Raw genomic sequence first — 22,136 nt, 5'->3', positions numbered from 1 at the left:
GACCTGCCGGATGCGCGACGGCGCTCACCGGGCCGCGCTCCCGCCCGGTCCGATGAACGTCTTATGCCGTTATACGCCCGCGAGCGCCGATAAACGAACGCCCCAGCAGCACAGAGTGTGCCGCCGGGGCGAACGTGACAGTCGAGCAGGCGATGTTTAGCGCTTGCTGTACTGCGGGGCCTTACGGGCCTTCTTGAGACCGGCCTTCTTGCGCTCGACCGCACGGTCGTCGCGGGAGAGGAAGCCGTTCTTCTTCAGAATGGCGCGGTTGTTGTCCACGTCCGCCTCGTTCAGCGAGCGGGCCACACCGAGGCGCAGGGCGCCGGCCTGACCGGAGACACCGCCACCCGAGATGCGGGCCACGACGTCGTAGCGACCGTCGAGCTCGAGAACCTTGAAGGGCTCGTTGACTTCCTGCTGGTGCACCTTGTTGGGGAAGTAGTCCTCAAGGGTGCGACCGTTGATCTTCCACTTGCCGGTGCCCGGAACGATCCGGACGCGGGCGATGGCGTTCTTGCGACGGCCAAGGCCGGCCGCGGGCTGCGGGTCGCCGAAGCGGCCCGCGAGCGACTCGGAGGTGTACTCACCCTCGACGGGGACCTCCGACTCGAAGGTGGTCACCTCGGCGAAGGTCTCCTCGCCCTCGGTGCCCGCCGTGTCGTCGGCGGTCGTCTCAACAGTGGTCTCGGCCACGATTCTCCTCAGATCTTTCTGTATGTCTTAGGGGGTGGCCGGTACTACTGCGCGACCTGGGTGATCTCGAACGGGACCGGCTGCTGAGCAGCGTGCGGGTGCTGGTCGCCCGCGTAGACCTTGAGCTTCGAGAGCATCTGACGGCCCAGGGTGTTCTTGGGGATCATGCCCTTGATGGCCTTCTCGACGGCCTTCTCGGGGTTCTTCGAGAGCAGCTCGTCGTAGCGCACCGAACGGAGTCCGCCCGGGAAGCCCGAGTGGCGGTACGCCATCTTCTGGGTCTTCTTGTTGCCGGACAGGTGAACCTTGTCGGCGTTGATGATGATGACGAAGTCGCCCATGTCCATGTGGGGGGCGTAGATCGCCTTGTGCTTGCCTCGGAGGAGGTTCGCAGCCGTGGTGGCCAGACGGCCCAGGACGATGTCCTGAGCGTCAATGATGTGCCACTGGCGCGTGACATCGCCGGGCTTGGGGCTGTACGTACGCACTTCGCAGCCTTCGCTTCTTCAGTGGATGGGATCCAGACACACGGCACCTCTGAAGCGATATGCAGCTGGGGCTCACAATCGCCGGGGACGCTGCCCGTATGCGAGCCACTGGTAACTGCTCCAGGGAACCTACGTAAGGCCCTTCGCGTGAGAACGACGAAGCCAATACGTATAACAAACCGAGAGCCTACCGGGGACCCCCCGCACGGGTCAAAACGCCCCCGTCACACCACCTCGGCCCAGCCACACGACCCCAGCCCCGCCGGCGTTTGAGGCGACCTTTCAGCCTCGCCGGCGCTTGAGGCGATCCTTTCCAGCCCAGCCACACGACCCCAGCCCCGCCGGCGCTTGAGGCGAGCCTTCCCAGCCCCGCCGGCGTTTGAGGCGCGGGGGTCCGGGGGCAGCGCCCCCGCAACGCCGCCGCACGGCCCACGCACCGCACCACCCCGCACCCCGCACCCCGCACCCACCGGCACCCCGGCGCACCCCACACGCACCCCTCGCGCCGCCCCGGCTCACCCCACCCCGCCGCCGACCGCCCAAGGTCACCGCACCCGCTGAACCCTCCGCTCGTCCCACACCGGCTCCGAGGTCTCCCGCACGACCCCGTCCGACCCGAAGACCAGATACCGGTCGAAGGACTTCGCGAACCACCGGTCGTGCGTGACGGCCATCACCGTGCCGTCGTACACCTCAAGCCCGTCCTGCAACGCCTCCGCCGACTCCAGGTCCAGGTTGTCCGTGGGCTCGTCCAGCAGCAGCGCCGTCGTGCCGGCCAGCTCCAGGAGCAGGATCTGGAACCGCGCCTGCTGCCCGCCGGACAGCTTCTCGAACGGCTGGTCCCCCTGCCGCTCCAGCTCATAGCGCCGCAGCACCGACATCGCCCCGCCCCGGTCCTTGGCGTGCTCGGACCAGAGGATCTCCACCAGCGTCTTGCCGAGCAGCTCCGGATGCGCGTGCGTCTGGGCGAAGTGCCCGGGCACGACCCGCGCCCCGAGCTTCCACTCCCCCGTGTGCGCCACCGGCTCACCGGCCAGCAGCCGCAGGAAGTGCGACTTGCCCGACCCGTTGGAGCCGAGGACCGCGACCCGCTCCCCGTAGTAGATCTCCAGGTCGAACGGCTTCATCAGCCCGGTCAGCTCCAGGCCCTTGCAGGTCACCGCCCGCACCCCGGTCCGCCCGCCGCGCAGCCGCATCCTGATGTCCTGCTCGCGCGGCGGCTCCGGCGGCGGGCCGGCCTCCTCGAACTTCTTGAAGCGCGTCTGCATCGCGTGGTAGCGGTTCGCCATGTCGGGGCTGTTCGCCGCTTGCTGCCGCATCCGCAGGACGAGCGCCTTCAGCCGGGCGTGCTCCTCCTGCCAGCGCCGCAGCAGCTCCTCGAACCGGGCGAAACGCTCCTTGCGCGCGTCGTGGTACGTGGCGAAACCACCGCCGTGCACCCATACGTCGCTGCCCGCCGGACTCGGCTCGACGCTGACGATCTTCTCGGCGGCACGGGACAGCAGCTCCCGGTCGTGGGAGACGAAGAGAACCGTCTTACGGGTCTCCTTCAGCTTCCCCTCCAGCCACCGCTTGCCCGGCACGTCCAGGTAGTTGTCCGGTTCGTCGAGCAGCAGGACCTCGTCGGGCCCGCGCAGCAGCGCTTCCAGCACCAGCCGCTTCTGCTCACCGCCGCTGAGCGTGCGGACCTCGCGCCACTGCGCCTTCTCGTACGGGACGCCCAGCGCGGCCATGGTGCACATGTCCCAGACCGTCTCGGCTTCGTAACCCCGCGCCTCCGCCCAGTCGCTCAGCGCCTGCGCGTACGCCATCTGCGCGGCCTCGTCGTCGACGGTGAGAATGCGTTCCTCGGCCGCGTCGACGGCCTTGGCTGCCTCCTTGATCCGAGGCTGGGCCACGGAGACCAACAGGTCCCGCACCGTGCGCTCGTCCCGCACCGAGCCCACGAACTGCGGCATCACGCCGAGCCCGCCGCTCACCGACACCGTGCCGCCGTGCGGCTGGAGCTCACCGGCGAGCAGCCTCAGCAAGGTCGTCTTGCCCGCCCCGTTCGCCCCGACGAGCGCGACGACGGCCCCGTCGGCCACCCGGAACGAGGCGTCGCCGAGCAGCACCCGCCCGTCCGGTAGGTAGTACTCCAGGTGGCCTGCTTCGAGATGTCCCATACAGAGCATTGTCACGGTCCGCGAACTCCTGGCCCAACCGGTTTACGTCACCCCCTAAACTGCGCGCATGAGCTTTGGGCAAGGGGGGGCCTCCTGGGGGCCCGGGGGCGACGGGACTCCGGACTGGGCGGCGCTGGCGGAGGAATCCGCGGCGCGCGCCCGCCGGAAGAGGCTGATGATGATCGGCGGTGGCGCGCTGGCCACTGTGGCGATAGGCGCGATCGTCACCACGGCCGTGGTCACGTCGAACGGCGGCGGCACGGGCAAGGCGGACAAGAACGCGAGCCAGTTGCCGGCGCCCGCCGAACTCCCCGAGGACACCTCGGCGCCCGCGCCCTCGTTCTCCTCGGTCGCGCCGCCGCCCCCGCCGGACCCCAAGGAGTACATCTCCAGCGCCGAGAAGGACAGGGCGCCGGTCACCGTGGAGGGGTTCTTCCCCGGCAAGAAGCTCACCATGGGCGACCGCGTCCACCTCAAGGGCGCGACGAGCAACTCCGCGAAGTGCACGACGGGCACCCAGGGCGCACTCGGCCAGGTCCTCACGAACAACGGCTGCGACCAGCTCATCCGGGCCACCTACCGCAAGGACGGGGTGGCGGTCACCGTCGGCATCGCCGTCTTCGCGACGGAGGCCCGCGCGAAGAAGGCCGTCGACCAGAGCTCGGGCGGCCTGGCCTCCCTCAGCGGCGGCGGCGTCGACACCTTCTGCCGGGGCGGCACGGTCTGCCTGCGCACCGCCAACTCCTACGGCCGCTACGCCTACTTCACCGTCGGCGGCTTCGTGAACGGCAAGCGGGTCACCACCGCCGACAAGGACGTCTACGCGGTCAACAAGGACCTGACGAACTTCACCTTCCGCCAGATCCACCGCCGGGGCCAGCTCCAGGCCTCCCAGGCCGCCGCGGCCCCCAACGGCTGACGGGCCGACACCCCCGCCGCCGAACTCCCGCTCCGGCGGACGGGAGTTCCCGCCGGAGCAACGCTCAGCAGCACCCCGCCCCCGGCAACGTCCGTACGTTCCGCGCCTCCACGGCACGGGCCGCCAGCAACGCGTCCGCCGGGTAAGCGACTTCCTCCAGCGTCAGCCCGTGCGGGCGCACCACGTGCACCCCGGGGTCGCGCACCTTCGCGGCGAGCACCTCCGCGGGCCAGCCGGCCGGCCGCCGCCCGTCGCCGACGAACAGCGCCGCCCCGATCAGCGCCCGCACCATGTTGTGGCAGAACGCGTCCGCCTGCACGGTCGCGGTCAGCACCCCGGACGCCGGGTCCCGTCCCCAGCTCAACTTCTGGAGCGTACGAATGGTCGTCGCGCCCTCACGCTTCTTGCAGTACGCGGCGAAGTCGTGCTCCCCCACCATCAACGCGGCCGCCTCGTTCATCGCGTCCACGTCCAACGGCCGGTCGTGCCACAGCACATGACCCCGGGTCAGCGGATCGACGCCGCCGGGCCGGTCCCCCACCCGGTACGCGTACCGCCGCCACAGCGCGGAGAACCGGGCGTTGAACCCGGCCGGTGCGGGGGCCGCGCGCCAGATCCGTACGTCCAGCGGCAGCCGGCCCGCCAGCCGCCGCAGCAGCTTCTCCTCGTGCTCGGCCCAGACCGCCTCCGGCAGGTCCACATGGGCCACCTGGCCGCGCGCGTGCACCCCCGCGTCCGTCCGGCCGGCCACCGTCAGGTCGTACGTCACGGCGGAGCGGGTCACGGTCCGCAGCGCGTCCTCGATCTCGCCCTGCACCGTGCGCCGACTGGTCTGCTTCGCCCAGCCGGAGAAGTCCTTGCCGTCGTAGGCCAGGTCCAGCCGCACCCGTACGAAACCGGGCTCCGCCTCGTCACTCACCGCGTCATCCTCTCGACTCCCCTGGTCAGCAGAACGGGCCCGCACCGCCCCGAAGGGTGATGCGGGCCCGTCCCGTGGTCCGTCTCAGAACGCTCAGGCGTCCTTGGACTCCGCGTCGTCGGCCGGCTTGGCGTCCTCGACGGACTCGGCCGCGGGGGCCTCGTCCTTCTTGAGGGCGTCTTCCTTGACCGCACGCTTCGTCGCCGCCTCGGCCTCACCGGTGGCCTGCTGGGCCACGGTCAGCGCCTCGACCAGCTCGATGACCGCCATCGGGGCGTTGTCGCCACGACGGTTGCCGATCTTGGTGATACGGGTGTAACCACCGGGGCGGTTCTCGTATCGGGGAGCGATCTCGGTGAAGAGCGTGTGGACGATGCTCTTGTCCGTGATCGTCTGGAGCACCAGGCGACGGTTGTGGATGTCGCCCTTCTTCGCCTTGGTGACGAGGCGCTCGGCGACCGGACGCAGGCGACGGGCCTTCGCCTCGGTCGTCGTGATGCGGCCGTGCTCGAACAGCGACTTCGCCAGGTTGGCGAGGAGCAGACGCTCGTGCGCGGCGCTGCCGCCCAGACGGGCACCCTTTGCGGGACGCGGCATGGTGATTCTCCTTGTGTGCTGCACCGGCCGTATCAGGTACCGGTGTCAGTTCCCGCGAGGCGGACGCCTCCCGGAAGTCATAGCTGCCGTTCGGGCTCGGAGTCCGGCATCAGCCACACTCAAGCCCGCCCGACGTTCGCCGGACATCAGCCAAAATCCAGCCCCGTCCGACGTTCCGGACATCAGCCGAAATCAGGCCCGTCCGGCGATTGAGGACAAAGCCTCAGCCCCGGCCCGGGGGCACCCTCAAAACCGGGCACCCCCCGCCGGAAGGCGATCAGTACTGCTCGGTCTCCACGAAACCGGCGTCCGCGTCGTCGTCGGCGCCGAAGGCGTCGGCGGCGGCGGTCGGGTCGAAGCCGGGAGGCGAGTCCTTGAGCGCGAGGCCCATACCGGCCAGCTTCGCCTTGACCTCGTCGATCGACTTGGCGCCGAAGTTGCGGATGTCGAGCAGGTCCGCCTCGGAACGGGCCACGAGCTCACCCACGGAGTGGATGCCCTCGCGCTTGAGGCAGTTGTACGACCGAACGGTGAGCTCCAGCTCCTCGATCGGCAGGGCGAGATCGGCGGCGAGCGCGGCGTCCGTCGGGGACGGGCCCATGTCGATGCCCTCGGCGTCGATGTTGAGCTCGCGCGCCAGACCGAACAGCTCGACCAGGGTCTTACCGGCCGACGCCATGGCGTCACGGGGACGCATGGCCTGCTTGGTCTCGACGTCGACGATCAGCTTGTCGAAGTCGGTGCGCTGCTCGACACGGGTCGCCTCGACCTTGTACGTGACCTTGAGCACCGGCGAGTAGATGGAGTCGACCGGGATCCGGCCGATCTCCTGGCCGACCTGCTTGTTCTGGACGGCGGAGACGTAGCCGCGGCCGCGCTCGACGGTCAGCTCCATCTCCAGCTTGCCCTTGCCGTTGAGCGTGGCGAGAACGAGGTCGGGGTTGTGCACCTCGACACCGGCCGGGGGCGCGATGTCGGCGGCGGTGACCAGACCCGGGCCCTGCTTGCGCAGGTACATCACGACGGGCTCGTCGTGCTCCGAGGAGACGACCAGCTGCTTGATGTTGAGGATGAGGTCGGTCACGTCCTCCTTGACGCCCGGCACGGTGGTGAACTCGTGCAGGACCCCGTCGATCCGGATGCTGGTGACAGCGGCACCGGGGATCGAGGAGAGGAGGGTGCGGCGGAGGGAGTTGCCGAGGGTGTAACCGAAGCCCGGCTCCAGCGGCTCGATCACGAACCGGGAGCGGAACTCGTCGACGACCTCTTCGGTCAGCGACGGACGCTGAGCGATAAGCATGCGGTGATCCTTCAGTCGTGGGCACCCACTATTTGATGCCCGACAGATGTAACAAGGGTACGGGCGGTACGCCCCGTGAGGGGTGTACCGCCCGGACCGAACGCTACTGACGCACGGCCGTCACCGGCCGCGACGCATCAGACGCGGCGACGCTTCGGCGGACGGCAGCCGTTGTGCGGCGTCGGGGTGACGTCCTGGATCGAACCGACCTCGAGGCCCGTGGCCTGGAGGGAGCGGATCGCGGTCTCACGGCCGGAGCCGGGACCCTTGACGAAGACATCGACCTTGCGCATGCCGTGCTCCTGCGCGCGGCGGGCGGCCGACTCGGCGGCCATCTGCGCGGCGAAGGGGGTGGACTTGCGCGAGCCCTTGAAGCCGACGTGGCCGGCGGAGGCCCAGGAGATCACGTTGCCCGAGGGGTCCGTGATCGAGACGATGGTGTTGTTGAACGTGCTCTTGATGTGCGCGTGACCGTGAGCGACGTTCTTCTTTTCCTTGCGACGCACCTTCTTGGCTGCGCCCTGACGACCCTTGGGGGGCATGTCTTGACTCCAGATGGAGAGGGGAGGTGATCGGTCCTACAGCGAAGACCGCTGGTTGCTGCGGGTTCCGGAGAACCGGAGGTCCGCAGTGCGTCCGCTGAGGACTACTTCTTGCCCGGCTTCTTCTTACCGGCGATGGCGCGACGCGGGCCCTTGCGGGTACGCGCGTTCGTGCTGGTGCGCTGACCGTGGACCGGCAGACCACGGCGGTGACGAATGCCCTGGTAGCAGCCGATCTCGATCTTGCGGCGAATGTCGCCCTGGACCTCGCGGCGGAGGTCACCCTCGGTGCGGAGGTTGGCGTCCACGTACTCGCGGATCTTGACGAGGTCTTCCTCGGCAAGGTCGCGGACGCGGGCATCCGGGTTCACGCCGGTCGAGGCGAGGATCTCCTTGGACCGGGTGCGCCCGATACCGAAGACGTAGGTGAGGGCAACCTCCACGCGCTTTTCGCGCGGGATGTCAACACCTGAAACGCGTGCCATTCAATGGCTCCAGTTGTTAGATCGGGGGTCTTCCGCAGCGCCACTCCCGGCCGCCGACCGCTCACGTGGAGCGGTGGTACGTCCGGGTCCCCGGCCCCCGCCGGAGGTGTCGTCAGCCGTGGCTTGGACGGGCACTGCGTATGTACGAATTACGTGCGTCGCGCGAAGAACTGCGAGATGCAGGCGGTCGTGCGTCAGCCCTGGCGCTGCTTGTGGCGCAGGTTGTCGCAGATGACCATGACCCGACCGTGACGGCGGATCACCTTGCACTTGTCGCAGATCTTCTTGACGCTCGGCTTGACCTTCATGGGATGTCAGGTTCTCCGGGTCAGTGCCATCACCCGCCGAAACGGGGTGCGGGCAAGATCTACTTGTACCGGTAGACGATCCGGCCACGCGTCAGGTCGTACGGAGAGAGCTCCACCACGACCCGGTCATCCGGGAGGATACGGATGTAGTGCATCCGCATCTTGCCGCTGATGTGCGCCAGGACCTTGTGACCGTTCTGGAGCTCCACCTTGAACATTGCGTTCGGGAGGGACTCGATCACGGTGCCCTCAATCTCGATGGCACCTTGCTTCTTGGCCACGCTTCGCCTTTCGAATCGGCTACCTTGATCGGCTCTTGCTCATCGGTGTGCTGATATGCGGGCACACTGATGCACGAGAGCCGACGAGTCAGTCTACGTCAGCGGACTCCAAAAGACGAATCCGTCAAGTTTGCCCAGCCGGAGTGATCCTTAGACCTCCCGGCAGGGTCACATCACCCGAGAGGGTCGGGCGCCGCCTCCACGCCGTACTCCGCGAGCTTCGCCCGGCCGCAGTCCGGCGCGGTCAGGACCAGCGGCCCCTGCTCGGTCAGCGCGATGGAGTGCTCCCAGTGCGAGGACCAGGTGCCGTCCGTCGTGATGACCGTCCAGTCGTCGCTGAGGGTCTCCGTCCGCGCCGTGCCGAGCGAGACCATGGGCTCGATCGCCAGGCAGACGCCCGGGACCAGCTTGATCCCCTTGCCGCGCTTGCGGGAGACGTAGTTCAGCAGGTGCGGGTCCATGTGCATCTCGGTGCCGATGCCATGGCCGCCGAAGTCCTCGATGATCCCGTACTTGCCGGTCGCCGGGCGGGGCTGGCGGCGGATGTAGGACTCGATCGCCCGGGAGATGTCGACGAGGCGGTTGTTCACCTTCATCGCGGCGATCCCGGCCCACATGGACTCCTCGGTCACCCGGGAGAGCTCGATCAGCTCCGGAGCGTGACCGGTGCCCACGAAGGCGGTGTAGGCCGCGTCGCCGTGCCAGCCGTCGACGATCGCGCCGGCGTCGATCGAGATGATGTCGCCGTCCTTCAGGACCGTCTTCTCGTCCGGGATGCCGTGGACGACGACCTCGTTGACCGAGGTGCAGATGGTCGCGGGAAACCCGCCGTACCCGAGGAAGTTCGACTTGGCGCCGTGGTCGGCGATCACCTTGCGGGCGACCTGGTCCAGGTCGTGCGTGGTGGCCCCGGGCACGGCCGCCTCACGGGTGGCGGCGTGAATGGCAGCGACCACCAGGCCCGCCTCGCGCATCTTCGCGATCTGCTCGGGGGTCTTGATCTGCACCATTGCTCGGCGCCTCTCTGCATCGACGGTGACGGGGTACGGCTCGGCGTGTTCAACGATACGGGCGCAAGCAGTCGGCCGCGGCGCCCTGAGGCGCCGCGGCCGGCTTGCACTACGGGTGGTGCGGTGGTGGACGCTCAGCCCTCGTCGGAGGTCTTCAGCGCGTCCATGGCGCGGGCGGTCACGTCCGCGACCTTGCCCAGCGCGGAGATGGTCACCACGAGGCCCTGGGCCCGGTAGTAGTCGATGATCGGCTCGGTCTGCGTGTGGTAGACCTCCAGCCGGGTACGGACCGTCTCCTCGCTGTCGTCGTCCCGCTGGTACAGCTCGCCGCCGCAGGCGTCGCAGACGCCCTCGGTCTTCGGCGGGTTGTACGTCAGGTGGAAGACGTGCGCGCTGTCGTTGCGGCAGACGCGGCGACCCGCGATCCGCTTCACGACCTCGTCCTCGGGGACCTCGAGGTCGAGGACCGCGTCCAGCTTTACGCCCTCGTCCTTGAGCATCACGTCAAGGGCTTCGGCCTGTCCGACGTTCCGCGGGAAGCCGTCCAGCAGGAAGCCGTCGACGGCGTCCGACTGGGCCATGCGGTCCTTGGCCATCCCGATGGTGACCTCGTCCGGCACCAGCTGGCCTTCGTCCATGTAGGCGCGGGCCTGCTTGCCAAGGTCGGTGCCCTGGCTGATGTTGGCGCGGAAAAGGTCGCCCGTGGCGATGTGCGGAATCGAGAGGTTCTGAGCAAGGTACGCAGCCTGCGTTCCCTTGCCGGCACCCGGAGGCCCGACGAGGACGATTCGCATCAGCGGAGGAACCCTTCGTAATTGCGCTGCTGGAGCTGACTCTCGATCTGCTTCACGGTTTCCAGACCCACACCCACGATGATGAGGATGCTCGTCCCGCCGAAGGGGAAGTTCTGGTTAGCCCCGCCGAAGCCTGCCAACGCCATCGTCGGCACCAGAGCGATCAGGCCCAGATACAGCGAGCCCGGCCAAGTGATCCTGTTGAGCACGTAGCTCAGATACTCGGCAGTAGGTCGACCTGCCCGGATACCCGGGATGAAGCCACCATACTTCTTCATGTTGTCCGCGACTTCGTCGGGGTTGAACGAAATGGCCACATAGAAGAAGGCGAAGAACACGATGAGTACGAAGTACGTCGCGATGTAGTACGGGTGGTCACCGGTCACGAAGTTGTCCGTGATCCAGGTCGCCCAGCCCGCCTGCGAGTTCGAGAACTGGACGATCAGCGCCGGGATGTAGAGCAGCGACGAGGCGAAGATGACCGGAATCACACCCGCCTGGTTCACCTTCAGCGGGATGTACGTGGACGTACCGCCGTAGGACCGGCGTCCGATCATGCGCTTCGCGTACTGCACCGGAATGCGGCGCTGGGCCTGCTCGACGAAGACGACGAGGCCGACCATCACGAAGCCGATGAGGATGACCGTGCCGAACTCGATCCAGCCGTCGGCCAGCTTGCCGCTCTCCTTGATGGCCCACAGGGCGCCGGGGAACGTGGCCGCGATCGAGATGAACATGAGGATCGACATGCCGTTGCCGATGCCGCGGTCGGTGATCAGCTCACCGAGCCACATGACGGCGGCCGTACCGGCGGTCATCGTGAGGACCATGATGATCGTGGTGAAGATCGACTTGTCCGCGACGATCTGGCTGCCCACCGAACAGTTCTGGAAGAGCGCGCCGCTACGGGCGGTGGCGACCAGGCCGGTGCCCTGGAGGATGGCCAGCGCGACCGTCAGATAACGCGTGTACTGCGTGATCTTCGCCGTGCCGGACTGCCCCTCCTTCTTCAGGGCTTCCAGGCGCGGGATCACGACGGTCAGCAGCTGGAGAATGATGCTCGCCGTGATGTACGGCATGATGCCGAGCGCGAAGATGGTGATCTGCAGCAGGGCGCCACCGCTGAACATCTGCATCAGACCGAGGAGGCCACCCGAGTCGGCCTGGTCGATGCACTGCTGCACCTTCGAGTAGTCGACGCCAGGGGCCGGGACGTGCGCCCCGAGCCGATAGATCACGATGATGCCGAGCGTGAAGAGCAGCTTCTTGCGCAGGTCGGGCGTCTTGAACGCTCGGGCGAACGCGGTGAACACGGTGCCTCCTGCGACCCCCGCGCTATGCGTCAGAGGCGACGGGTCTGGATGGGACTGGATGGGATCGGATACAAGGCAGCCCTACATCGTAAGGAGGCCACAAAAGATTAACGGCGCCACCCTACCCGTCCGGGGAGTGAGCAGGAAACACGCGCCGCACACCGGTGCACGGTCCGCTTCCCGGCCCGCGCCGCGAAAGACCGGCCAAGCCGCACCATTTGGGACGTGAACGCCCCTCCGCTCCCCCACCGCCGGTGCGGTGGACACCCGTTCAACCTTTCCCGAGCCTTTACGGTTCCCGTACAGCGGCACAAACACAGAAAAGCCTGGCCGGCCACCTCCGAAGAGGCAGCCGGCCAGGCTCAGTTCTGTCCCGTGGCTCAGACGAGCTCGGTGACCGTACCGCCGGCGGCGGTGATCTTCTCCTTGGCGGAGCCGGAGACGGCGTCAACCGAAACCTGCAGTGCCACGGAGATCTCGCCCTGTCCGAGGACCTTGACGAGGTGGTTGTTGCGCACAGCGCCCTTGGCGACCAGGTCGGCCACCGTGACCTCTCCACCCTCGGGGTAGAGCGTCGCGAGCTTGTCCAGGTTCACGACCTGGTACTCCGTGCGGAACGGGTTCTTGAAGCCCTTGAGCTTCGGGAGACGCATGTGGAGGGGCATCTGGCCACCCTCGAAGCGCTCCGGAACCTGGTAACGAGCCTTCGTACCCTTGGTACCACGGCCTGCGGTCTTACCCTTGGACGCCTCACCACGACCCACACGGGTCTTGGCGGTCTTGGCGCCCGGGGCAGGCCGGAGGTTGTGGGCCTTCAGCGGGCTGTTCTCCGCCATGTCAGTCAACCTCCTCAACCGTCACGAGGTGGCGGACGGTCTGAACCATTCCGCGGAACTCGGGGCGGTCCTCCTTGACAACCGTGTCGTGCAGGCGCTTGAGCCCGAGCGAACGCAGGGTGTCGCGGTGGTTCTGCTTGCTGCCGATGTACGACTTCGTCTGCGTGATCTTGAGGCGAGCCATTACGCACCCGCTCCCGCACGTGCACGAAGCAGAGCCGCGGGGGCGACGTCCTCGAGGGGCAGACCGCGGCGGGCCGCGATCTCCTCGGGACGCTGCAGGCCCTGGAGGGCCGCCACGGTCGCGTGCACGATGTTGATCGCGTTGGACGAGCCAAGCGACTTCGACAGGATGTCGTGAACGCCGGCGCACTCGAGCACGGCACGCACCGGGCCACCGGCGATAACACCGGTACCGGGGGACGCCGGCTTGAGCAGGACGACGCCCGCGGCCTTCTCGCCCGTGATCGGGTGAGGGATGGTGCCCTGGATGCGCGGGACCTTGAAGAAGTTCTTCTTGGCCTCTTCGACACCCTTGGCGATGGCCGCGGGAACTTCCTTGGCCTTGCCGTATCCGACACCGACGGTGCCGTCACCATCGCCCACCACGACCAGCGCGGTGAAGCTGAAGCGACGACCACCCTTCACAACCTTGGCGACGCGGTTGATCGCGACGACGCGCTCGACGTACGCGGTCTTCTCGGCGGCGCTGGCGCCACCGTCACGGCCCTTCCGGTCCCGCCGCTCGCCGCCACCGGCACCGCTTCCGCGGCGCTGGGGTCCAGCCATTGGAATTACCTCTCTCTGTTACGGACGCTGTGCGTAGGAACCGGGGCTTAGAACTTCAGCCCGGCTTCACGGGCGGCGTCAGCCAGAGCGGCAATCCGCCCGGCGTACTGGTTACCACCGCGGTCGAACACGACGGCCTCGACGCCTGCGGCCTTGGCACGCTCGGCGACCAGGGCGCCGACCTGCTGGGCCTGGGCGCTCTTGTCACCCTCGCCACCACGGATCGAGGTGTCCAGGGTCGACGCCGACGCGAGCGTGTGGCCCGCGATGTCGTCGATGACCTGGGCCACGATGTGGCGGTTGGAACGCGTCACGACCAAGCGAGGACGCTCCGGCGAACCGGAGATGTGCTTGCGGACGCGGATGTGGCGGCGCTTGAGAGCGGCACGCTTGTACGCGTCGCCCTTGGCGATCTTCACACCGTATGCCATGGCTACTTACCAGCCTTTCCGACCTTGCGGCGGATGACCTCGCCCGCGTACTTGACGCCCTTGGCCTTGTACGGGTCGGGCTTCCGCAGCTTGCGGATGTTGGCGGCTACCTCGCCGACCTTCTGCTTGTCGATGCCCTCGACGCTGAGCTTCGTGGGCGACTCGACCTTGAAGGTGATGCCATCCGGAGCCTCGATGAGGATCGGGTGGCTGTAGCCCAGGGCGAACTCCAGGTTGGAGCCCTTCGCCTGGACGCGGTAACCGACACCGCTGATCTCGAGCGCCTTGGAGTAACCCGCGGTCACGCCGGTGATCATGTTCGCCACCAGCGTGCGGGACAGGCCGTGGAGGGCCTTGTTCTGACGCTCGTCGTTCGGGCGGGAGACGTTGAGCACGCCGTCCTCACCCTTGGAGACCTCGATCGGCGCGGCGACGGTGTGCGTGAGGGAACCCTTGGGGCCCTTCACCGCGACCGTACGGCCATCGATGGTGACGTCCACACCGGCGGGAACCTGGATGGGGAGCTTGCCGATTCGCGACATGAGCTTTCCTTCCTTTCCCGACTACCAGACGTAGGCGAGGACTTCCCCACCTACGCCCTTCTTGCCTGCCTGCTGGCCGGTCAGGAGACCGTGGGACGTGGAGATGATCGCCACGCCCAGGCCGCCGAGAACCTTCGGCAGGTTGGTGGACTTTGCGTATACACGCAGACCCGGCTTCGAAATCCGCTTGATGCCGGCGATCGAGCGCTCGCGGTTCGGGCCGAACTTCAGCTCGAGGACGAGGTTCTTGCCGACCTCGGCGTCCTCGACCTTCCAGCCGGTGATGAAGCCCTCCTGCTGGAGGATCTCCGCGATGTGCGACTTGATCTTGCTGTGCGGCATCGAGACATCGTCGTGATATGCCGAGTTCGCGTTACGCAGACGCGTGAGCATGTCTGCGATGGGATCAGTCATGGTCATGAGTTGGCCTTCGGCCTCTCTCGCCGGGGTTTCCTGTATGCGCCATCCCTCTCCCCACTCAGTGGCGGGACGGGTGCGGTGCGGGGACCTACGGCGTAGTAAGTCGGTCTTGGGCGGCAGGCGCCCAACCCTTCAAGCCTACGGCATGAAAGGACGGGCTCCTGCCGACCAGATGCTTACCGAGAGTCTCCGGAACTTCCCTTTGCCCGAGGGCAGAGGGGAGTTACCAGGAGCTCTTGGTCACGCCCGGCAGCTCGCCACGGTGGGCCATCTCACGAAGGCACACGCGGCACAGGCCGAACTTGCGGTAGACGGAGTGGGGCCGGCCGCAGCGCTGGCAGCGGGTGTACCCGCGCACGCCGAACTTCGGCTTACGGGCGGCCTTAGCGATCAGAGCCTTCTTCGCCACGGTCAGTTCTCCTTGAACGGGAAGCCGAGGTGACGAAGGAGGGCACGACCCTCGTCGTCGTTGGTCGCCGTGGTGACCACGGTGATGTCCATGCCCCGGACCCGGTCGATCTTGTCCTGGTCGATCTCGTGGAACATGACCTGCTCCGTGAGACCGAAGGTGTAGTTGCCACGGCCGTCGAACTGCTTCGGCGACAGGCCACGGAAGTCACGGATACGCGGAAGCGCGAGCGACAGCGTACGGTCCAGGAACTCCCACATCCGGTCACCACGGAGGGTGACGTGGCAGCCGATCGGCTGGCCCTCGCGCAGCTTGAACTGCGCGATGGACTTGCGGGCCTTCGTGACGGCCGGCTTCTGGCCGGTGATCGTGGTGAGGTCCTTGACGGCACCGTCGATCAGCTTGGAGTCGCGGGCGGCGTCGCCCACACCCATGTTGACCACGATCTTGACCAGACCGGGAACCTGCATGACGTTCTCGTAGGAGAACTCCTCACGCAGCTTGCCGGCGATTTCCTCGCGGTAGCGCGTCTTGAGACGCGGCGCAGTGGTGGCAGTCATCAGATGTCCTCACCGGTCCGCTTGGCAACGCGGATCTTGTTGCCCTCGTCGTCAAAGCGGTAGCCGACGCGGGTGACAACCTTGTTGCCGTCCTTCTCCACGACCAGCTGCACGTTGCTGATGTGGATCGGGGCCTCGGTGGTGACAATGCCACCCGTCTGCGAACCGCGAGCCGTCTGACCGGCCTTGGTGTGCTTCTTGACCCGGTTGACACCCTCGACGAGGACGCGGTCCTGCGTGGGGTAGGCCACGATGACCTTGCCCTGCTTGCCCTTGTCCTTACCGGTGATGACCTGAACCAGGTCGCCCTTCTTGATCTTCATGCTTACAGCACCTCCGGCGCGAGCGAGATGATCTTCATGAACTTCTTCTCGCGCAGCTCCCGGCCCACCGGGCCGAAGATGCGGGTGCCGCGGGGGTCGCCGTCGTTCTTCAGAATGACGGCGGCGTTCTCGTCGAAGCGGATGTACGAGCCATCCTGACGACGACGCTCCTTGACGGTGCGAACGATGACGGCCTTGACGACGTCACCCTTCTTCACGTTGCCACCGGGGATCGCGTCCTTGACGGTGGCGACGATGACGTCACCGATACCCGCGTAGCGGCGACCCGAGCCACCGAGAACACGAATGGTGAGAATTTCCTTCGCACCCGTGTTGTCGGCGACGCGCAGTCGCGACTCCTGCTGGATCACGTCTATCTCCTGATCGTCTGCCGGTTCCCGGCGGGTGCCTCTCCGTTACCGGGGAGGCACCCCACCGAGCCTGGCGGAACTGACCTGAGGGGAGAATCCCTCAGGAATTACTTGGCCTTCTCGAGGATCTCGACGATGCGCCAGCGCTTCGAGGCGGACAGCGGACGCGTCTCCATGATGATGACGCGGTCGCCGACGCCGGCACTGTTCTGCTCGTCGTGGGCCTTGAGCTTGTTCGTACGGCGGATGACCTTGCCGTACAGCGCGTGCTTGACGCGGTCCTCGACAGCGACGACGACGGTCTTGTCCATCTTGTCGCTGACGACCAGACCCTCACGGGTCTTGCGGAAACCGCGGTCGGTGTTCGTCTCAGTCACAGTCTTCTCGCTCATCAGGCGCTCTCCACCGTCTCGATGCCCAGCTCGCGCTCACGCATCAGGGTGTAGATCCGGGCGATGTCCTTACGGACGGACTTGAGCCGGCCGTGGTTCTCGAGCTGGCCCGTCGCCGCCTGGAAGCGGAGGTTGAACAGCTCTTCCTTGGCTTCGCGGAGCTTGTTGAGGAGCTCCTCGTCGCCCAGCTCGCGCAGCTCGGACGCCTTGGTACCGGCCGACATCACGACTCACCTGCCTCGCGCCGAACGATCCGGCACTTCATCGGAAGCTTGTGAGCAGCGCGGGTGAGCGCCTCACGAGCAATCTTCTCGTTCGGGTAGGACAGCTCGAACATCACCCGACCCGGCTTGACGTTCGCGATCCACCACTCGGGAGAACCCTTACCGGAACCCATGCGGGTCTCGGCAGGCTTCTTCGTCAGGGGACGGTCCGGGTAGATGTTGATCCAGACCTTGCCGCCACGCTTGATGTGACGGGTCATCGCGATACGAGCGGACTCGATCTGACGGTTCGTCACGTACGCCGGGGTCAGCGCCTGGATGCCGTACTCGCCGAACGCAACCTGCGTGCCACCCTTGGACATACCGCTGCGCTTCGGGTGGTGCTGCTTGCGGTGCTTGACCCTACGGGGGATCAGCATTTCGGTCAGGCCTCCGTTCCGGTGCTCTCAGCAGCCGGAGCAGCGGCGGCGGGGGCGTCGGCCTTGGGGGCCTCGGCTGCCGGCGACTGCTGCGGCTTACGGCCGCGACCGCCACGCTCGCCACCACGGCCGCCACCACGGCCGGCCGGGCGGTCGGTGCCGCCACGAGCCGGACGGTTGCCGGCGCGGGCCGCGGCGTTCTCGGCGCGAACCTCGGCGATGTTCTTGACGTCGCCCTTGTAGATCCAGACCTTCACGCCGATGCGGCCGAAGGTCGTCTTGGCCTCGAAGAAGCCGTAGTCCACGTTGGCCCGGAGGGTGTGCAGGGGCACGCGGCCCTCGCGGTAGAACTCCGAGCGGGACATCTCGGCGCCGCCGAGGCGACCGCCGCACTGGATCTTGATGCCCTTGGCGCCGGCCTTCATCGAGCTCTGCATGCTCTTGCGCATGGCACGACGGAAGGAGACGCGGGAGGAGAGCTGCTCGGCGACGGCCTGGGCCACCAGCTGAGCGTCCACCTCGGGGTTCTTGACCTCGAGGATGTTCAGCTGGACCTGCTTGCCGGTCAGCTTCTCCAGCTCGCCGCGGATGCGATCGGCCTCGGCGCCACGGCGACCGATGACGATGCCCGGACGGGCGGTGTGGATGTCAACGCGGACGCGGTCGCGGGTGCGCTCGATCTCGACCTTCGAGATGCCGGCCCGCTCCATGCCCTTCGTCATCATGCGACGAATGGCGACGTCTTCCTTGACGTAGTCCTTGTACAGCTTGTCGGCGTACCAGCGGGACTTGAAGTCCGTGGTGATGCCGAGCCGGAACCCGTGCGGGTTTACCTTCTGGCCCATTACCGGGTTCCTTCCTTGCTGCTGACGACCACGGTGATGTGGCTGGTCCGCTTACGGATCCGGTAGGCACGGCCCTGAGCACGCGGACGGAACCGCTTCAGGGTCGGGCCCTCGTCCACGTACGCCTCGCTGATGACCAGCGAAGAGGCGTCGGGGTGGTCGTAGTTGTGTGCAGCGTTGGCGATGGCGCTGTCCAGCACCTTGCCAACCGGCACGCTCGCGGCCTGCGGGGCGAAACGCAGGACCGCCTGAGCCTCCGTGGCATCCATGCCACGGATGAGGTCCACCACTCGGCGGGCCTTCATGGGCGTGACGCGGATGTACCGCGCCTGGGCCCTGGCTTCCATGGTTGTCCCTTCGGTGTGAGTCATAGTCGTTTCCACCCCGCGCTAGCGGCGCTTCGACTTCCGGTCGTCCTTGACGTGGCCGCGGAAGGTGCGAGTCGGCGAGAACTCGCCGAGCTTGTGGCCGACCATCGACTCGGTGACGAACACCGGGACGTGGATCTTGCCGTTGTGCACCGCGATGGTGTGACCCAGCATGGCCGGGACGATCATCGAGCGACGGGACCAGGTCTTGATGACGTTCTTGGTCCCCGCGTCGTTCTGTACGTCCACCTTCTTGATGAGGTGGCCGTCGACGAAGGGCCCCTTCTTGAGACTGCGCGGCATCTAAACCCGCTCCTAGCGCTTCTTGTTCGTCTTGCGGCGGCGGACGATGTACTTGTTGCTCGCCTTCTTGGGAGAACGAGTACGACCCTCCTTCTGACCCCACGGCGAGACCGGGTGACGACCACCGGAGGTCTTGCCTTCACCACCACCGTGCGGGTGGTCAACCGGGTTCATCGCGACACCGCGGACGGTCGGGCGAACGCCCTTCCAGCGCATGCGGCCGGCCTTGCCCCAGTTGATGTTCGACTGCTCGGCGTTGCCGACCTCACCGATCGTCGCGCGGCAGCGCGCGTCGACCAGGCGGATCTCACCCGACGGCATACGAAGGTGGGCCATGGTGCCCTCCTTCGCCAGCAGCTGCACGGAGGCACCCGCGGAACGGGCGAACTTCGCGCCGCCGCCGGGCCGCAGCTCGATGGCGTGGATGGTCGTACCGACCGGGATGTTGCGCAGCGCCAGGTTGTTGCCGGGCTTGATGTCGGCGCCCGGACCGTTCTCGACACGGTCACCCTGCGACAGGCCACGGGGAGCGACGATGTAACGCTTCTCGCCGTCCGCGTAGTGCAGCAGCGCGATGCGCGCGGTGCGGTTCGGGTCGTACTCGATGTGCGCGACCTTGGCCGGCACGCCGTCCTTGTCGTGACGACGGAAGTCGATCACGCGGTAGGCGCGCTTGTGGCCACCACCCTGGTGGCGAACGGTCACACGACCGGCGTTGTTACGGCCGCCCTTGCTGTGCAGAGGGCGGACCAGCGACTTCTCCGGCGTGGACCGCGTGATCTCGACAAAGTCGGCGACGCTGGAGCCACGACGGCCCGGGGTCGTCGGCTTGTACTTGCGGATACCCATTTCTCAGTCCTCGTCCGATTCCGGACGACTCGACCTCCGTCAGGAGGTCGGGCCGCCGAAGATGTCGATACGGTCGCCCTCGGCGAGGGTCACGATGGCGCGCTTCGTGTCGGAGCGCTTGCCGAAGCCGGTCTTGGTGCGCTTGCGCTTACCCTGCCGGTTGATCGTGTTGACCCCGGTGACCTTGACCGAGAAGACCGCTTCCACGGCCTGCTTGATCTGGGTCTTGTTGGAGCCGGGCGCGACGATGAACGTGTACTTGTTCTCGTCGAGCAGCGCATAGCTCTTCTCGGAGACCACGGGCTTGACGAGAACGTCACGCGGGTCCGAGTACGTCTTGCTGGTTACGGTCGCCTCGCTCATCAGGCGTCGCTCCCTTCGGTCTCAGCGGTCTGGGGGCCAGACACGAAGGACTCGAAAGCGGCCTGGGTGAAGACCACGTCGTCAGAGACGATCACGTCGTACGTGTTGAGCTGGCCCGGCTCCAGGATGTGCACCTGGGGCAGGTTGCGCGCGGACAGCCACGCGGCCTCGTCGGCGCGGTCGACGACCAGGAGCAGGTTCTGGCGCTCCGAGATCTTGCCGAGCAGCGTCTTGGCGGCCTTCGTGGAGGCGGCACCCTCGACCACGCCGGTGACGACGTGGATACGGGAGTGACGGGCCCGGTCCGAGAGGGCACCGCGCAGGGCGGCGGCCTTCATCTTCTTCGGGGTCCGCTGCGAGTAGTCACGCGGCTGCGGGCCGTGGACGACGCCACCACCGGCGAACTGCGGGGCGCGGGTCGAACCCTGACGGGCGCGGCCGGTGCCCTTCTGGCGGTAAGGCTTCTTGCCACCACCGCGGACTTCGCCGCGGCGCTTGGTCTTGTGCGTGCCCTGACGGGCAGCCGCCAGCTGAGCGACAACGACCTGGTGGATCAGCGGAACGCTGGTCTTGGCGTCGAAGATCTCCGCGGGGAGGTCGACGGTACCGGCCTTGTCGCCTGCCGGCGAAAGGATGTCAATGGTGCTCATTACCTCAAGCCCCCTTGGCCGCGGTACGGACCAGGACGAGGCCGCCGTTCGGACCGGGGACCGCGCCCTTGATGAGGAGCAGACCCTTCTCCGCGTCAACCGCGTGGATGGTCAGGTTCTGGGTGGTGACGCGCTCGTTACCCATACGGCCCGCCATGCGCATGCCCTTGAAGACACGCCCAGGGGTGGCGCAGCCACCGATGGAACCGGGGGAACGGTGCTTGCGCTGGGTGCCGTGCCCGGCGCCGAGGCCCTTGAAGTTGTGACGCTTCATGACACCGGCGAAGCCCTTGCCCTTGCTCTTGCCCGTGACGTCAACCTTGACGCCGGACTCGAACACCTCGGCAGTGACCTCCTGGCCCAGCGTGTACTCGCTGGCGTCAGGGGTGCGGAGCTCCACCAGGTGGCGGCGCGGGGTGACGTCGGCCTTGGCGAAGTGACCCTTGAGGGGCTTGTTCACCTTGCGCGGGTCGATCTCGCCGAAGGCGATCTGGACCGCTTCGTAGCCGTCGCTGTCGTTGGTGCGAACCTGCGTCACGACGCACGGCCCGGCCTTGACGACGGTCACCGGGACGACCCGGTTGTTCTCGTCCCAGACCTGGGTCATGCCGAGCTTCTCGCCCAGGACGCCCTTGATGTTCTTGCTCATCTCGGCCCGTCCCCTCAGAGCTTGATCTCGATGTCGACGCCCGCCGGCAGGTCGAGGCGCATCAGCGAGTCAACCGTCTTCGGCGTGGGGTCGAGGATGTCGATGAGGCGCTTGTGGGTGCGCATCTCGAAGTGCTCGCGAGAGTCCTTGTACTTGTGCGGCGACTTGATGACGCAGTACACGTTCTTCTCAGTGGGCAGCGGCACCGGGCCCGCGACCGACGCACCAGTGCGGGTCACCGTCTCGACGATCTTCTTCGCCGAGGAGTCGATGACCTCGTGGTCGTAGGCCTTGAGCCGGATGCGGATCTTCTGTCCCGCCATGGCTACTAGTAGTCCTGTCTCTCGTAACGCTCTGGAACCCGGGGGTTCTCTGGACTCCTCCTCCGACCCACGCGGTCGGGCGTGTCGCATCCCCTCTACGAAAATCTCCCGAAGGAGATCCCAACCAAGGGGGTGCGGACCCTGAGACCGCGGAACCGGGGGCGGAACACCCACCGGGTGCCTGGCCGGCGCCCTGCGTTGCTTCCCGAAAGATTCCCGTACGTCCGGCCCTGGGGGCCGACGAGTACTGTGGGAC

The 22,136-nt window shown here is 67.0% G+C and carries 35 protein-coding genes; 1 reads left to right on the top strand and 34 read right to left on the bottom strand.

The annotated features are described in order from the left end of the window. Nucleotides 1-156 precede the first annotated feature (156 nt). From rpsI to AB0F29_RS18800, 3 genes are all read right to left on the bottom strand, one after another. On the bottom strand, nucleotides 157-621 hold the full coding sequence (gene rpsI / locus AB0F29_RS18810; protein WP_361873672.1) for a 30S ribosomal protein S9: 465 nt from the start codon (nucleotides 619-621) through the stop codon (nucleotides 157-159). Nucleotides 622-737: 116 nt separating this feature from the next. Next, nucleotides 738-1,181 (bottom strand): 50S ribosomal protein L13, encoded by a 444-nt coding sequence (gene rplM, locus AB0F29_RS18805; RefSeq protein WP_018960214.1) that lies wholly within the window; start codon nucleotides 1,179-1,181, stop codon nucleotides 738-740. 545 nt (nucleotides 1,182-1,726) lie between these two features. After that, nucleotides 1,727-3,346 (bottom strand): ATP-binding cassette domain-containing protein, encoded by a 1,620-nt coding sequence (locus AB0F29_RS18800; RefSeq protein WP_361873364.1) that lies wholly within the window; start codon nucleotides 3,344-3,346, stop codon nucleotides 1,727-1,729. A gap of 67 nt (nucleotides 3,347-3,413) precedes the next feature. Here AB0F29_RS18800 and AB0F29_RS18795 point away from each other — a divergent pair, with 67 nt between their 5' ends. Beyond that, nucleotides 3,414-4,265 (top strand): hypothetical protein, encoded by an 852-nt coding sequence (locus AB0F29_RS18795; protein WP_361873362.1) that lies wholly within the window; start codon nucleotides 3,414-3,416, stop codon nucleotides 4,263-4,265. Nucleotides 4,266-4,329: 64 nt separating this feature from the next. Here AB0F29_RS18795 and truA read toward each other — a convergent pair whose 3' ends face one another. The 31 genes from truA to rpsJ form a co-directional block, all read right to left on the bottom strand. Beyond that, the gene (gene truA, locus AB0F29_RS18790; protein ID WP_361873360.1) at nucleotides 4,330-5,184 is read right to left on the bottom strand and encodes a tRNA pseudouridine(38-40) synthase TruA; all 855 of its coding nucleotides are present in this window, start codon (nucleotides 5,182-5,184) and stop codon (nucleotides 4,330-4,332) included. A 93-nt stretch (nucleotides 5,185-5,277) separates the two neighbouring features. Next, nucleotides 5,278-5,781, bottom strand: coding sequence for a 50S ribosomal protein L17 (rplQ, locus tag AB0F29_RS18785; RefSeq protein ID WP_018960210.1), 504 nt, complete (start codon nucleotides 5,779-5,781; stop codon nucleotides 5,278-5,280). A gap of 277 nt (nucleotides 5,782-6,058) precedes the next feature. Beyond that, complete coding sequence (locus tag AB0F29_RS18780) at nucleotides 6,059-7,081, bottom strand: DNA-directed RNA polymerase subunit alpha (protein WP_003966937.1); 1,023 nt, start codon at nucleotides 7,079-7,081, stop codon at nucleotides 6,059-6,061. Nucleotides 7,082-7,218: 137 nt separating this feature from the next. Beyond that, nucleotides 7,219-7,623 (bottom strand): 30S ribosomal protein S11, encoded by a 405-nt coding sequence (gene rpsK, locus AB0F29_RS18775; RefSeq protein ID WP_003956432.1) that lies wholly within the window; start codon nucleotides 7,621-7,623, stop codon nucleotides 7,219-7,221. A gap of 104 nt (nucleotides 7,624-7,727) precedes the next feature. Next, nucleotides 7,728-8,108, bottom strand: a complete 381-nt coding sequence (gene rpsM / locus AB0F29_RS18770; protein ID WP_007446719.1) for a 30S ribosomal protein S13 — start codon at nucleotides 8,106-8,108, stop codon at nucleotides 7,728-7,730. A 194-nt stretch (nucleotides 8,109-8,302) separates the two neighbouring features. Continuing rightward, complete coding sequence (gene rpmJ / locus AB0F29_RS18765) at nucleotides 8,303-8,416, bottom strand: 50S ribosomal protein L36 (protein WP_003956441.1); 114 nt, start codon at nucleotides 8,414-8,416, stop codon at nucleotides 8,303-8,305. Nucleotides 8,417-8,475: 59 nt separating this feature from the next. Next, nucleotides 8,476-8,697, bottom strand: a complete 222-nt coding sequence (infA, locus tag AB0F29_RS18760; RefSeq protein WP_003956442.1) for a translation initiation factor IF-1 — start codon at nucleotides 8,695-8,697, stop codon at nucleotides 8,476-8,478. 173 nt (nucleotides 8,698-8,870) lie between these two features. Further along, nucleotides 8,871-9,707 (bottom strand): type I methionyl aminopeptidase, encoded by an 837-nt coding sequence (map, locus tag AB0F29_RS18755; RefSeq protein WP_018960209.1) that lies wholly within the window; start codon nucleotides 9,705-9,707, stop codon nucleotides 8,871-8,873. A gap of 134 nt (nucleotides 9,708-9,841) precedes the next feature. After that, nucleotides 9,842-10,501 (bottom strand): adenylate kinase, encoded by a 660-nt coding sequence (locus AB0F29_RS18750; RefSeq protein WP_361873356.1) that lies wholly within the window; start codon nucleotides 10,499-10,501, stop codon nucleotides 9,842-9,844. Beyond that, nucleotides 10,501-11,814, bottom strand: coding sequence for a preprotein translocase subunit SecY (secY, locus tag AB0F29_RS18745; RefSeq protein WP_361873354.1), 1,314 nt, complete (start codon nucleotides 11,812-11,814; stop codon nucleotides 10,501-10,503). The genes AB0F29_RS18750 and secY overlap by 1 nt, the downstream gene beginning before the upstream one ends. Before the next feature lie 380 nt (nucleotides 11,815-12,194). Beyond that, nucleotides 12,195-12,650: a 50S ribosomal protein L15 gene (gene rplO / locus AB0F29_RS18740; RefSeq protein ID WP_003966942.1), complete on the bottom strand. Its 456-nt coding sequence runs from the start codon at nucleotides 12,648-12,650 to the stop codon at nucleotides 12,195-12,197. Between the two features lies 1 nt (nucleotide 12,651). Then, a complete protein-coding gene (gene rpmD / locus AB0F29_RS18735) occupies nucleotides 12,652-12,834 on the bottom strand; it encodes a 50S ribosomal protein L30 (protein WP_361873351.1) in 183 nt (60 codons plus the stop codon). Further along, nucleotides 12,834-13,439 (bottom strand): 30S ribosomal protein S5, encoded by a 606-nt coding sequence (gene rpsE / locus AB0F29_RS18730; RefSeq protein ID WP_003966944.1) that lies wholly within the window; start codon nucleotides 13,437-13,439, stop codon nucleotides 12,834-12,836. The genes rpmD and rpsE overlap by 1 nt, the downstream gene beginning before the upstream one ends. Nucleotides 13,440-13,486: 47 nt before the next feature. After that, complete coding sequence (rplR, locus tag AB0F29_RS18725; RefSeq protein ID WP_015610732.1) at nucleotides 13,487-13,870, bottom strand: 50S ribosomal protein L18; 384 nt, start codon at nucleotides 13,868-13,870, stop codon at nucleotides 13,487-13,489. A gap of 2 nt (nucleotides 13,871-13,872) precedes the next feature. Then, nucleotides 13,873-14,412 (bottom strand): 50S ribosomal protein L6, encoded by a 540-nt coding sequence (gene rplF, locus AB0F29_RS18720; RefSeq protein ID WP_018960206.1) that lies wholly within the window; start codon nucleotides 14,410-14,412, stop codon nucleotides 13,873-13,875. A 21-nt stretch (nucleotides 14,413-14,433) separates the two neighbouring features. Then, nucleotides 14,434-14,832: a 30S ribosomal protein S8 gene (gene rpsH / locus AB0F29_RS18715; RefSeq protein ID WP_007446728.1), complete on the bottom strand. Its 399-nt coding sequence runs from the start codon at nucleotides 14,830-14,832 to the stop codon at nucleotides 14,434-14,436. A 223-nt stretch (nucleotides 14,833-15,055) separates the two neighbouring features. Then, complete coding sequence (locus AB0F29_RS18710) at nucleotides 15,056-15,241, bottom strand: type Z 30S ribosomal protein S14 (protein ID WP_003948630.1); 186 nt, start codon at nucleotides 15,239-15,241, stop codon at nucleotides 15,056-15,058. 2 nt (nucleotides 15,242-15,243) lie between these two features. Continuing rightward, nucleotides 15,244-15,801: a 50S ribosomal protein L5 gene (gene rplE / locus AB0F29_RS18705; RefSeq protein ID WP_003966948.1), complete on the bottom strand. Its 558-nt coding sequence runs from the start codon at nucleotides 15,799-15,801 to the stop codon at nucleotides 15,244-15,246. Further along, a complete protein-coding gene (rplX, locus tag AB0F29_RS18700; protein ID WP_018960205.1) occupies nucleotides 15,801-16,124 on the bottom strand; it encodes a 50S ribosomal protein L24 in 324 nt (107 codons plus the stop codon). Before rplX ends, rplE begins: the two co-directional genes overlap by 1 nt. A gap of 2 nt (nucleotides 16,125-16,126) precedes the next feature. Then, complete coding sequence (gene rplN, locus AB0F29_RS18695) at nucleotides 16,127-16,495, bottom strand: 50S ribosomal protein L14 (RefSeq protein WP_003966950.1); 369 nt, start codon at nucleotides 16,493-16,495, stop codon at nucleotides 16,127-16,129. A 107-nt stretch (nucleotides 16,496-16,602) separates the two neighbouring features. Then, nucleotides 16,603-16,887, bottom strand: a complete 285-nt coding sequence (rpsQ, locus tag AB0F29_RS18690; RefSeq protein WP_018960204.1) for a 30S ribosomal protein S17 — start codon at nucleotides 16,885-16,887, stop codon at nucleotides 16,603-16,605. Then, nucleotides 16,887-17,111: a 50S ribosomal protein L29 gene (gene rpmC / locus AB0F29_RS18685; protein WP_003966952.1), complete on the bottom strand. Its 225-nt coding sequence runs from the start codon at nucleotides 17,109-17,111 to the stop codon at nucleotides 16,887-16,889. Before rpmC ends, rpsQ begins: the two co-directional genes overlap by 1 nt. Continuing rightward, nucleotides 17,111-17,530, bottom strand: a complete 420-nt coding sequence (gene rplP / locus AB0F29_RS18680) for a 50S ribosomal protein L16 (protein ID WP_003966953.1) — start codon at nucleotides 17,528-17,530, stop codon at nucleotides 17,111-17,113. The genes rpmC and rplP overlap by 1 nt, the downstream gene beginning before the upstream one ends. A gap of 5 nt (nucleotides 17,531-17,535) precedes the next feature. Next, entirely contained in the window at nucleotides 17,536-18,375 is an 840-nt protein-coding gene (rpsC, locus tag AB0F29_RS18675; protein WP_018510593.1) for a 30S ribosomal protein S3, read from the bottom strand. Then, the gene (gene rplV / locus AB0F29_RS18670) at nucleotides 18,375-18,722 is read right to left on the bottom strand and encodes a 50S ribosomal protein L22 (protein WP_026290933.1); all 348 of its coding nucleotides are present in this window, start codon (nucleotides 18,720-18,722) and stop codon (nucleotides 18,375-18,377) included. Before rplV ends, rpsC begins: the two co-directional genes overlap by 1 nt. A 42-nt stretch (nucleotides 18,723-18,764) precedes the next feature. Continuing rightward, nucleotides 18,765-19,046: a 30S ribosomal protein S19 gene (rpsS, locus tag AB0F29_RS18665; protein WP_103509564.1), complete on the bottom strand. Its 282-nt coding sequence runs from the start codon at nucleotides 19,044-19,046 to the stop codon at nucleotides 18,765-18,767. A gap of 12 nt (nucleotides 19,047-19,058) precedes the next feature. Then, entirely contained in the window at nucleotides 19,059-19,895 is an 837-nt protein-coding gene (gene rplB, locus AB0F29_RS18660) for a 50S ribosomal protein L2 (RefSeq protein ID WP_018510594.1), read from the bottom strand. A 39-nt stretch (nucleotides 19,896-19,934) separates the two neighbouring features. After that, nucleotides 19,935-20,258, bottom strand: a complete 324-nt coding sequence (gene rplW, locus AB0F29_RS18655) for a 50S ribosomal protein L23 (protein WP_007446738.1) — start codon at nucleotides 20,256-20,258, stop codon at nucleotides 19,935-19,937. Then, a complete protein-coding gene (gene rplD, locus AB0F29_RS18650) occupies nucleotides 20,258-20,908 on the bottom strand; it encodes a 50S ribosomal protein L4 (protein ID WP_003966959.1) in 651 nt (216 codons plus the stop codon). The genes rplW and rplD overlap by 1 nt, the downstream gene beginning before the upstream one ends. 4 nt (nucleotides 20,909-20,912) lie before the next feature. Beyond that, nucleotides 20,913-21,557, bottom strand: coding sequence for a 50S ribosomal protein L3 (gene rplC / locus AB0F29_RS18645; protein ID WP_003966960.1), 645 nt, complete (start codon nucleotides 21,555-21,557; stop codon nucleotides 20,913-20,915). A gap of 14 nt (nucleotides 21,558-21,571) precedes the next feature. After that, complete coding sequence (gene rpsJ, locus AB0F29_RS18640) at nucleotides 21,572-21,880, bottom strand: 30S ribosomal protein S10 (protein WP_003948644.1); 309 nt, start codon at nucleotides 21,878-21,880, stop codon at nucleotides 21,572-21,574. Nucleotides 21,881-22,136 lie beyond the last annotated feature (256 nt).

Source organism: Streptomyces sp. NPDC026589 (assembly GCF_040638385.1).
Classification (GTDB): domain Bacteria; phylum Actinomycetota; class Actinomycetes; order Streptomycetales; family Streptomycetaceae; genus Streptomyces.
This window is presented reverse-complemented; position numbering and strand designations above follow the sequence as displayed.

Coding starts and splice junctions, on each gene's coding strand:
- AB0F29_RS18800 (WP_361873364.1), bottom strand. CDS start 3,346: ATGGGACATCTCGAAGCAGGCCACCTGGAGTACTACCTACCGGACGGG.
- AB0F29_RS18795 (WP_361873362.1), top strand. CDS start 3,414: ATGAGCTTTGGGCAAGGGGGGGCCTCCTGGGGGCCCGGGGGCGACGGG.
- rplQ (WP_018960210.1), bottom strand. CDS start 5,781: ATGCCGCGTCCCGCAAAGGGTGCCCGTCTGGGCGGCAGCGCCGCGCAC.
- AB0F29_RS18780 (WP_003966937.1), bottom strand. CDS start 7,081: ATGCTTATCGCTCAGCGTCCGTCGCTGACCGAAGAGGTCGTCGACGAG.
- rpsK (WP_003956432.1), bottom strand. CDS start 7,623: ATGCCCCCCAAGGGTCGTCAGGGCGCAGCCAAGAAGGTGCGTCGCAAG.
- rpsM (WP_007446719.1), bottom strand. CDS start 8,108: ATGGCACGCGTTTCAGGTGTTGACATCCCGCGCGAAAAGCGCGTGGAG.
- rpmJ (WP_003956441.1), bottom strand. CDS start 8,416: ATGAAGGTCAAGCCGAGCGTCAAGAAGATCTGCGACAAGTGCAAGGTG.
- map (WP_018960209.1), bottom strand. CDS start 9,707: ATGGTGCAGATCAAGACCCCCGAGCAGATCGCGAAGATGCGCGAGGCG.
- AB0F29_RS18750 (WP_361873356.1), bottom strand. CDS start 10,501: ATGCGAATCGTCCTCGTCGGGCCTCCGGGTGCCGGCAAGGGAACGCAG.
- rplO (WP_003966942.1), bottom strand. CDS start 12,650: ATGGCGGAGAACAGCCCGCTGAAGGCCCACAACCTCCGGCCTGCCCCG.
- rpmD (WP_361873351.1), bottom strand. CDS start 12,834: ATGGCTCGCCTCAAGATCACGCAGACGAAGTCGTACATCGGCAGCAAG.
- rpsE (WP_003966944.1), bottom strand. CDS start 13,439: ATGGCTGGACCCCAGCGCCGCGGAAGCGGTGCCGGTGGCGGCGAGCGG.
- rplR (WP_015610732.1), bottom strand. CDS start 13,870: ATGGCATACGGTGTGAAGATCGCCAAGGGCGACGCGTACAAGCGTGCC.
- rplF (WP_018960206.1), bottom strand. CDS start 14,412: ATGTCGCGAATCGGCAAGCTCCCCATCCAGGTTCCCGCCGGTGTGGAC.
- rpsH (WP_007446728.1), bottom strand. CDS start 14,832: ATGACCATGACTGATCCCATCGCAGACATGCTCACGCGTCTGCGTAAC.
- rplE (WP_003966948.1), bottom strand. CDS start 15,801: ATGACTGCCACCACTGCGCCGCGTCTCAAGACGCGCTACCGCGAGGAA.
- rplX (WP_018960205.1), bottom strand. CDS start 16,124: ATGAAGATCAAGAAGGGCGACCTGGTTCAGGTCATCACCGGTAAGGAC.
- rpsQ (WP_018960204.1), bottom strand. CDS start 16,887: ATGAGCGAGAAGACTGTGACTGAGACGAACACCGACCGCGGTTTCCGC.
- rpmC (WP_003966952.1), bottom strand. CDS start 17,111: ATGTCGGCCGGTACCAAGGCGTCCGAGCTGCGCGAGCTGGGCGACGAG.
- rplP (WP_003966953.1), bottom strand. CDS start 17,530: ATGCTGATCCCCCGTAGGGTCAAGCACCGCAAGCAGCACCACCCGAAG.
- rpsC (WP_018510593.1), bottom strand. CDS start 18,375: ATGGGCCAGAAGGTAAACCCGCACGGGTTCCGGCTCGGCATCACCACG.
- rplV (WP_026290933.1), bottom strand. CDS start 18,722: ATGGAAGCCAGGGCCCAGGCGCGGTACATCCGCGTCACGCCCATGAAG.
- rpsS (WP_103509564.1), bottom strand. CDS start 19,046: ATGCCGCGCAGTCTCAAGAAGGGGCCCTTCGTCGACGGCCACCTCATC.
- rplB (WP_018510594.1), bottom strand. CDS start 19,895: ATGGGTATCCGCAAGTACAAGCCGACGACCCCGGGCCGTCGTGGCTCC.
- rplW (WP_007446738.1), bottom strand. CDS start 20,258: ATGAGCGAGGCGACCGTAACCAGCAAGACGTACTCGGACCCGCGTGAC.
- rplD (WP_003966959.1), bottom strand. CDS start 20,908: ATGAGCACCATTGACATCCTTTCGCCGGCAGGCGACAAGGCCGGTACC.
- rplC (WP_003966960.1), bottom strand. CDS start 21,557: ATGAGCAAGAACATCAAGGGCGTCCTGGGCGAGAAGCTCGGCATGACC.
- rpsJ (WP_003948644.1), bottom strand. CDS start 21,880: ATGGCGGGACAGAAGATCCGCATCCGGCTCAAGGCCTACGACCACGAG.